Source organism: Prevotella sp. HMSC073D09 (genome assembly GCF_001814145.1).
Lineage (GTDB): Bacteria > Bacteroidota > Bacteroidia > Bacteroidales > Bacteroidaceae > Prevotella > Prevotella conceptionensis.
In genome coordinates, this window is record NZ_KV815022.1 from 1 (window position 1) to 302 (window position 302).

General features: G+C 52.6%; 1 protein-coding gene. It reads right to left on the reverse strand.

The window, feature by feature from the left end:
• On the reverse strand, positions 1–300 hold a 300-nt coding region (locus tag HMPREF2955_RS01090), incomplete at its 3' end, for a transposase (protein ID WP_246830026.1).
• Positions 301–302: the final 2 nt, after the last annotated feature.

Here is a 302-nt window from a genome sequence, read left to right on the forward strand (position 1 = left end):
TCCACAGCACTCCCCACCGCGAAGCGTGGTGGTGTGGCTGCCGTCCAAATCCACACTGGACATGTCCAAGAAAGACCTGTGACGGCTCAATATCATGCCCCAAACCTTTTTCCATTCGCCGTTCCTCGACCACTTGCGGAAATGGGCATACACGCTCTTGTAGCTCAAAACCCTCCCCGTGAAGATGGCTGAAACGGGAAGCATGTGCCACTGACAGCCCGTTTTCAACTTGTAGAGAATGCACTGAATGACCTCCACCAGGTCACTTTTTGTCACATAACCGCGTTTTGCCACCGACAAAT